5 protein-coding genes and 1 pseudogene are annotated in these 8,294 nt (G+C 59.1%); 1 reads left to right on the forward strand and 5 read right to left on the reverse strand.

Going from position 1 to position 8,294, the window contains the following annotated elements; genetic code table 11:
• Positions 1–467, reverse strand: a pseudogene (locus tag GXY01S_RS15690) (hypothetical protein); the annotation flags it as partial.
• A gap of 318 nt (positions 468–785) precedes the next feature.
• The gene (locus tag GXY01S_RS15695; RefSeq protein ID WP_061276627.1) at positions 786–1,865 is read right to left on the reverse strand and encodes a DUF7146 domain-containing protein; all 1,080 of its coding nucleotides are present in this window, start codon (positions 1,863–1,865) and stop codon (positions 786–788) included.
• Between the two features lie 74 nt (positions 1,866–1,939).
• On the opposite strand from GXY01S_RS15695, the gene GXY01S_RS15700 reads away from it, so the two are divergent.
• Positions 1,940–2,233, forward strand: coding sequence for an HU family DNA-binding protein (locus GXY01S_RS15700; protein ID WP_220032585.1), 294 nt, complete (start codon positions 1,940–1,942; stop codon positions 2,231–2,233).
• Between the two features lie 77 nt (positions 2,234–2,310).
• On the opposite strand, the gene GXY01S_RS15705 is transcribed toward GXY01S_RS15700, so the two are convergent.
• The 3 genes from GXY01S_RS15705 to drt3b all read right to left on the reverse strand — a co-directional run.
• Positions 2,311–3,513, reverse strand: coding sequence for a hypothetical protein (locus GXY01S_RS15705; RefSeq protein WP_061276631.1), 1,203 nt, complete (start codon positions 3,511–3,513; stop codon positions 2,311–2,313).
• 137 nt (positions 3,514–3,650) lie between these two features.
• A complete protein-coding gene (locus tag GXY01S_RS15710; RefSeq protein WP_061276633.1) occupies positions 3,651–5,729 on the reverse strand; it encodes a ParB/RepB/Spo0J family partition protein in 2,079 nt (692 codons plus the stop codon).
• Between the two features lie 498 nt (positions 5,730–6,227).
• Positions 6,228–8,294: antiviral reverse transcriptase Drt3b (drt3b, locus tag GXY01S_RS15715; RefSeq protein WP_218003173.1), on the reverse strand; the 2,067-nt coding region annotated here is incomplete at its 5' end.

The following is an 8,294-nucleotide window of genomic DNA, read 5'->3' on the forward strand; positions in this document are numbered from 1 at the left end:
CGTGGCCGCCATGGCGACATCGTCAGGCGTTCGAACTGGTCGCAGGCAAGATCGCGAAAGATCTCGTAAGCGTTACGTCGTTCCAGCAGGGTCAGGCCCTCGGCGATGAGGCGTTCCAGTTCCACCGAGCGGATCTCGCTGCCATCCTGTTCCTGCTGGCTACGCTTCTGCGCCGCCTCGTTGCGGTCAAGGTCGCGCTCCACCTGCCCGACCATGCGGTGAAAGACATTGACGGTGGACCAGAGCAGCGGTTCGAGATCGGGTTCCAGCCTTGTGTCGGTCAGCGTGGCGGACAGGGCGTCGAAGATGTCAGCCACCGCACCCTCGATCTGGCAGGCATCGGGCAACGGCCTCGGGTCCGGCTCATCCTCGAAGGGACGGTGGCCGTAAAGCTGGAGTTCCGCCAGCACATGGCCGGTGGAAGAGCTGGCGTGGGCGGGTTCGAAATCGTCCTGTGTGCGGGTCATGGGTCTGTCCTCCGGTTCTGGCCGCGCCCCTCGCGGCCTTTCCGGGGGCGGATAGCGGCAGACGAAGGCCGGGCCGGAACCGCGCGCTCGCGCGCGGCCGGAACGCAGTGGAGGATGGCAGGGAGACGGCTATTTTGCTTCGCGATGCAAAGCGCGGACGCAGTCCCGCGCGGCAGAAAATAGCCGTCTCCGCCATTGTAGGCACGGCCTGACTGACGCCCGCTCCCCTCCAGAAAAGGCCGCGGGCGCGCCCCATCCGGAAACGGGACAGCCCCCGCACGGCAGGAAACGACGATGCCCCCCCTTTCCCGGCCCGCCTCAGTGCGCGACCGGATGCAGAAACCGCACCACGTCCTGCGGGGCAAGCTGGGGATGCAGGATCGCCCGCATCGCCCCACGCCCGAGATAGCGGAGATCATCATTGAAGTCCGCCAGACGCGGTGACAGCACGAGGCACTCGATCCCGGCCTCCTGCGTCCGGGCCTGCAGGGTCGTCACCGCATGATCTCCGGCCTGGTCGTCATCGCGCAGTACGTAGAGGCGACGCAGCGTGGGCGAAAAGGCCATGGCGGCGAGATGCGCCGAGGACAGGCAGGCGGCCAGTGGCAGAGCGGGCATGACTTCGCGGAGCGACAGCGCCGTCTCGATCCCCTCGCCTGCCGCGATTACGTCAGACACTGTGCCAAAACGCACGGCGTTGCCGAGCAGGTCGCCCATCGCCCGGCGCGGCATTTCGACAGGCGCCTTGCCGCGTCCATCGCGCGCCAGCCAGGTGCGATGCACACCGGTCACGCGGTCATCAAGGTCGGTCACGGCGGCGATCAGTGCCGGCCAGGTCTCGGTCGGGCTGTCGGTATCGGCGCGATAATAGCAGTCAGGATGGAAACGCAGGGATAAAAGGTCTGACAGGCGTCTCAGGTCTCGATGCCGCAGCCAGGTTTCCGCCCGCGTACCGGCGATCGGGCGTGACATGGCCCAGAGCCGTCGTGCGGCATCTGCGGTCCCTGATGCCTGCGGGGAAGCCTGATGCCCGAACGCATCGGAACGACCGCGATCAGGGGCCGGTCGTGGTGCCGGCTGTGGCAGGCTGAGGAAACGACGTGCCTCGTCGGCAACATCACGAAAATCCAGCAGCCCGAAGCTTTCGCGGATGATGTCGAGCAGATCGCCATGCTGCCCCGTCGCGCCATCCGTCCATTTGCCCGCACGGCCACGTCCGTCCGATCCACCATGCAGGCGGACATAGAGCGACCGTCCCGGCGTGTTATGAACGTCGCCGACAAGCCAGTAATTGCCGTGCCGTCGGCCAGCGGAGAGGTAATGGCGGCAGACCGCCTCGGCATTCTCAGCCAGTCTCCGGGCCAGATCGCCAGCATCCCATGACTGCGTATCTGTCATCGCACCCTCCCTGCAGGCTTGAAGACGCCATAATTCCCCCGTAACGGCAGGAGTAGCGGGTTTCTGCCCGACAGATAACGAAGGATAGTCCCATGAAGATTGCCGATCTGGTCGATCATATCGCCACCACCACCGACACGAGCAAGACCGATACCCGCAAGGTGCTGGACGCCCTGATCGAAGCGATGACCGCTGCCGCCAAGGCCGGTGATGAAATTACCCTGCCGAACTTCGGCAAGTTCAAGGTCAAAGAAGTCGCCGCCCGCGAAGGACGCAACCCGGCCACGGGCGCGACCATCCAGATCGCGGCCTCGCGCAAGCTGGCCTTCACGCCTGCCAAGGCGCTCAAGGACAGCCTGAACGACTGACCTGCCGACAGGTGAAAGGCGGTGGACCCTGTCCGCCGCCCCTTCCCCACCACGCTGGCCTCTGATGACGGGCGCCTTCATCCGACCTTCTCCATCAGCTTGCGTGCCCTGCCCTCAAGATCCAGCCGCGTATCCTGATTGGTCTTCGTCCGCGCCAGGGCTGTAATCCCCTGCACGAAATCGAAGACGCTCTCGGGCTTGCGGCCTTCCTCGTTCAGCACGGTTTCGATGATTTTCGTGGTTTCCGGTTTCGAGAACCCACGACGACGCAGGAAGGTTTCACGATCGTCATCGTTCTTCGCAACCAGAGCACGACGTGAGGCCTGAATGCCGGAGACGAACGAGGCCGGGCTGGCCGTGGCGAAATTCCGCAGGGCCGGTGTCGCCTGATGCACGAAACGGGACGCTGCAAACTTGCTATGCCGGATCGTGATCTGTTCGAAATTTTCGATGCCCCAGAGCATTCTATTTTGACACACTCCGCGCAGATAAAACGACGCAATACCGAGACTTTTACTGCCGACTTCCGAATTCCAGGCATAGAAGCCCCGGAAATAGAGATCAGGGTCGCCGTTGGGCAGGCGTCCGGCCTCGATCGGGTGGGTATCGTCGACCAAAAACAGAAACACGTCCCTGTCTGATGCATACAGCGTGGTCGTTTCCTTGGTGATATCGACATAGGGGTTATGGGTCATGGTCGCCCAGTCGATGACGCCCGGCACCTTCCAGTTGGTATCGCCTGTGCCGTCACCGGCGATCTTGCGCACCGCGCCGACCAGTTCATGATCCCAGATGCGGCCGTAATCGGGGCCGGTCACGGCGCGCAGTTCCACCCGACCGTCTTCGGTTTCCAGCGTTTTGACCAGTTCGGCCCGGTGCGACAGCAGGCCGTGCTGCAAGTTGATCGCCGCCAGTGGCGCGGGAAGATTGCGCAGATAGGACGACGGCGCACCGACCAGACTGCACATCTGGCCAAAGGACCAGTGGGTCGGTGCGATTGGCTCATGCTGTCCCGGAACGGTCAAAGTCAGGCGCTCGGCATTGTCGCGCGCGGCCTCCACGCGAATGGCGCGGCTTTCCACCGTGCGGGCCGTGGCCCGATCCGCGCGCGTCAGGGTCGCAGCGTGCAGATCTGACAGCGACAGGTAGCGCTCGTCATCGGGGCGCGAGAACCATTCGGACGATACGCGGGCGCTACGCTCCCCACGCGAAGGATCGATCCGGAAGCCGCCGGACGCGGCGCCACGGGACGCCGGGGGCAGGATGGTGGTCGTGGTCATGGAAAACTCTCCTCTATGCCGGTTATTCGGCACAGAAGGCGAAGCCGACCTCTCCCTCTTTCCGGGGCGCCAGACATGAAAAAAGCGGCTTCCGGGCACCGGAAGCCGCTGTCTCAAAGTTCCTGACCTCATAAAGGCTACTCGGCGGCGATGGCCTCCATACCCTCGTCCACCGTTGCCGTTTCAACCGGCACCTGCTCTGCACCTCCTGCCGTGCGCAACGCCTCGGGAAGCCAGCCCGAACCTTCCAGCAGCCGCTCGGCCTCGCGCGCCATGTCGGGCTTTTTCAGGTGGGCAATGCGCTCGGCCGCCTCGTCACCGCGTGCTTCGCGCACAGCCTGCAGGATGCGGGCCTTGGTCACCCGGCCGAGATAGTTCTCGACCGTGGGTTGCCAGCCTGCCTCGACCAGATCGAGGCTGAGGGCCGATGCCAGTCGGTCTGCCCGCTTCAGACGCTCGGTCACGCTGCGCTGGGACACCGCGCCATAGCCGGGCATGCGCTCATAGAGTGCATTGACCCCGAAGGAGAGGCAATGGGCCAGTAATGCCATACGGCTTGCATCGTCCAGACTGTCAATCCAGCGCCACAGCGCATCCTCGTCCTCGGGCAGATCGTGCTTCCAGCACTCGTTGCGCTGGCGCAGCGCATGGGCCGGCACGCTGCCCGGCATGTCGGGCGAATGGACCGGCAGCGGGATTTCCCGGACATAGGCTTCAAGGCAATCCGCACCCGGTGTCTGCCAGTAAACATCGCGCACCAAGGTGTGCAGCAGTTCGGTCAGGGCGATGTGCGGGTTGCCAGCGAAAGCATCCCGCAGGGCCAGCGTGCGCCAAGCCGTCAGTTCGGTGAGCAACCGGTCGGGCAGCGGCTTGATCCCGTCTTCTTCTTCGGGTTCAACGTCGGGAGAGATGCTGTAGCCCTCCCCCTCCTGATAACCATGGCCTGTGCTATCGTGGTCCTGCCCATCATATGCAGCGCGATCGTATTGATCGGCGTTGCCCGCATTATCGGTCGCTTCCGGCTCACTCGGCATGTCCTCGGGTAGCACGAAACCGCGCTCCACCTGCAGCGTGCCATCACTATCGAGGCTGACAAACACACCCGCCCGCGCCATGTCAGCGGAATCGAACGTCAGGGGCCGTTCTTCCAGGGCAAGAATGGCCCGTTCGATCTCGCCCAGCCGTGCATCCACCTCGTCCGGATATTCATCGGCCTGGGCGTATTCAGCCTCGATACTTTCCTGCTCGGTATGAAGGACCTCGAGACGGGCCGTCTCTTCATCGGTCAGGGGCACTTCCGTGCCATCGATCTCGACGAACTGCCGTGTGTGACCCCATGGGAAAGATAGGGCCGTCTCGACCCATTTCCAGCCTTCGGCACGGATATCTTCCGCGGCTGCGTGCAGCTTTTCCATGACCAGCCGGTCCAGAATGGCGGGATCCTGCAGCCACCCACCGTCATCCGCTTCGAACAGGTCGCGCATGATAGGACCACCGGCCGCAAGATAGGTATCCAGTCCGACGAAGCGCACGCGACGATCCGAGGCCCGCACGGTTTTCTCGGTCAGCATGCGCCGGATGACGTAGGGTTCGCGGTTATGGCTCTGGGACACGATGTCCCAGACCTGTTCCTGCCGGGCATGGTCATCGCTGATGGAAAAAGCCATCAGCTGTTCCAGGCGCATTCCGTCCTGCTCATAGATATCCAGCAGTTTGTCGGACACCGTCATCAGCCGCAAACGCTGTTTGACGACGGCCGGTGCGACAAAGAACGCGGCGGCGATTTCTTCTTCGGACATGCCCTTCTCCAGCAGGTCACGGAAGGCGCGGAACTGGTCCAGCGGATGCAGGGCCACGCGCTGGAAATTCTCGGCCAGAGAATCATCCTCGGCGAGAATAGCCGATCCGGCCTCGCGCACGACGCACGGCACGGGGGCCGTTTTCGCCAGTTTTTTCTGCTTCACCAGCAGTTCGAGGGCACGGAAGCGTCGTCCGCCGGCAGGCACCTCATAGGTACCGGTCTCGGCCCCGGTATCGTCGAGAACGGGGCGAACATTCAGGCTTTGCAGCAGGCCGCGGCGTTCAATGTCGCGGGCCAGTTCCTCGATAGACAGGCCGGACTTCACACGCCGCACGTTGGACTGGGACAGCACCAGCCGGTTGAACGGGATGTCACGGGACGAACTCAGGCTGATTTTGGGAATAGCGGTCGCCATGGCGAAATCTCCATGACGGGCGGACAGGAGACTCTCTCCCACCCTCTCAACCCGTCACGAAAATCCCCGCAGCCCTCTGACTCTGAAGGCTCACCCGAGCCAGCATGTTCCCCACTTTCACGGTAGAAAATGCCGGCAACAGGGTCTAGCTGAAAGAAGCAAGGGATTTCATCACCCTGCCAAGACGAGTATCAGCTCGCACGCTGTTCGAGAATTTTGGCAAGCGCCAGACCAATTCGAATTTGATCTATGTCGCTTATGCGTGGCTCGGCATGCCGGAGGGTAATCAATTTGCCACCATCAACGATCTCGGCACAGTGACCAAACTCAAATTATCTACAAACGTAACAATGAGCACCTGATAATTACTAAATATGATAGTACAGGAACGGCCCGCCCCGACCGTCCCATTACCCGCCCCCCGATTGATACAAGGGAAAGGTGGGCGCTTGTGTGTGAGCTGCCAACAGCCATTAAGGGTAGGGCGGTGCGCCACAGCTAATATACCTCCCGACTGCGCTTGGCGTCCAGCTCTTTTCCGAGGTCGAATTTGTCGCCCCAAGCGGTAAACCAATGGTCATTGGTCGCCTGAACAGACGCAAGACTGGCAGCATCCAGTCCGAAGATTGCTCCGATATTATCCTTGGTTGTATTACTAATATAAGGGCACACTATCAGATCAAGAAGCATGATCAGCGTCTCGGCGTCATCTGGACAATGTGCTTTCATATGTTGGAGCTTGGCGAGGACCTCAGCTTCAATAAAGATTTTCAACTTCGCGTACCTGACCTTATGTTTGACATAAGATAGTAGGACCGAGACCGAAAAATGGTTCATAAAACCGGTCGGTCGAATGTAATTCCCGGTCCCCTCTTCTTCTTTGATCAGGAAGTGTCGCAGCAGTACAGAGACCGGTAGCCAGTATTCCCGTCCAAGTTGTGAAAGCGATATCAGTAGATACAGGCTTTCCACCTCGCGGTGCTCGCTCATCGTGTTCTTCTCGAGCTGTTGCATCACATTATCGTGGACATACTTAAACAGAAGGTGCTTCTGCTCATAAGGTAATCTTTGCGCGTGAACGAAGTCCACCGAGGTTGCAATCATCCGGCAAATACGGATGGTGTGATTAACCTTGGGACTTGCGGAGTAGGCGAAAAACGCGAACTCCATAATCGCCAACAGAGCATTGGACAAACGCTTACGGTCCTGGTCCGATTTGTCACTCCCAATGTAGGCCTTAAAAAGCTTTTCGATTTTATTCTCTAGGATTGCGAACGTGTAATTTAACAAGTCTCCATAGGTGACGCCTGCTTCTTTGAGCGCGGCTTTATAACGGATAATCAGCCGGTTAGCGTTGATCGCACAGATTAGCTTCTTTTTTGATGACTTGGCCGGATCAACCTGTGGTTCTTCCTCGCATACTGGGGCAATTCCTTCATTTAGGAGCTCGGAAATACGCTCCTTGGCGACCGTAATCTCGGTGATGATCGGTTTCTTGTAATGCTTGATTTTCGCTGTATTGATGCTGAGCTTCTTGCCCTTGAGAATATCTTGGAGTGTCTCGAAAATTTTGTACTGTGCTGCATCTTCATTGTAGAAAACAAAGAAATCATCGACATATCGGAAAATCTCGTAATCTACCTTATGCCTGAGGTCGAGCTTCGCTAATTGCTCGCGCAACTCAGTATCCACAGACTGCAGAATGATCTCGGCGAAAATCCTTGAAAACTCCGGACCAATGACGATGCCGTTGGTCTCATTTTGATTCAAATTCTGCATAAGCGCGTCAAAGCGCCCCGCAAAGGTAAATTTTGACGATTTGAGACTAAATTTGGTCTGATTTTTGCCCAGAATGGCCCAAGGCAGCGAGTGAGTATAAACGCTGTCGAAGCACTTACTAACATCAATCTGCACCATCGCGTCATATTTTTTCTCGCTGCGGTGGTATTTATATGATTCAAAAAATTTATGTATATTACGGTATTTTTCATAAACAAAGTAAGACCCCAACTGCTCATACTCGCGATCTTCTTCCTCCAGACCAGCCACGGAATCCAGCCGCTCTTCATGCAGCTTGTCCTTAAAATAGGCATAGCGTGACACTGACACGGGGCGGCGGATCGAAAATTCGCTGACCGAGGTGTGATAAATGATCAGTGCGCTGTGGGTCGCGTAGAAGCTCGCGACCGCGACTTGATTGCGCGGGTGGACGACGCTCAGGATACGACCGTCTAAATTGTGAGCCACACGGAAATTGAACGGAATGGTTACCATCTCGCACTTGTTGTAGGGTACTGATCTTCTGGTCTTCTCCTTGCCCCATTCGGTCACCATTTCGACATTGATGGGCGTGGTAGCCTTGATGCCGAACAGAAGTCGCATCGTGCGGTCGAGCGCGTCAGTCCTGCAAATCCAGCGCACCTGCCCTTTTTCGATCTCGACACTATTGTCGCGTAGGAAACGATAGTAGCCCCGGTTTGAAAATGTCGGGGGCACCTCGAACGGCAGCATGTCCGTGAGGATGGGCCGTTGTTTCCGATGGGTAAGCGAAACGCGGCGCTTAGT

Origin of the sequence: Komagataeibacter xylinus NBRC 15237, from assembly GCF_001571345.1 — a bacterium.
Lineage (GTDB): Bacteria > Pseudomonadota > Alphaproteobacteria > Acetobacterales > Acetobacteraceae > Komagataeibacter > Komagataeibacter xylinus.

Coding starts and splice junctions, on each gene's coding strand:
- GXY01S_RS15705 (WP_061276631.1), bottom strand. CDS start 3,513: ATGACCACGACCACCATCCTGCCCCCGGCGTCCCGTGGCGCCGCGTCC.
- GXY01S_RS15710 (WP_061276633.1), bottom strand. CDS start 5,729: ATGGCGACCGCTATTCCCAAAATCAGCCTGAGTTCGTCCCGTGACATC.
- GXY01S_RS15695 (WP_061276627.1), bottom strand. CDS start 1,865: ATGACAGATACGCAGTCATGGGATGCTGGCGATCTGGCCCGGAGACTG.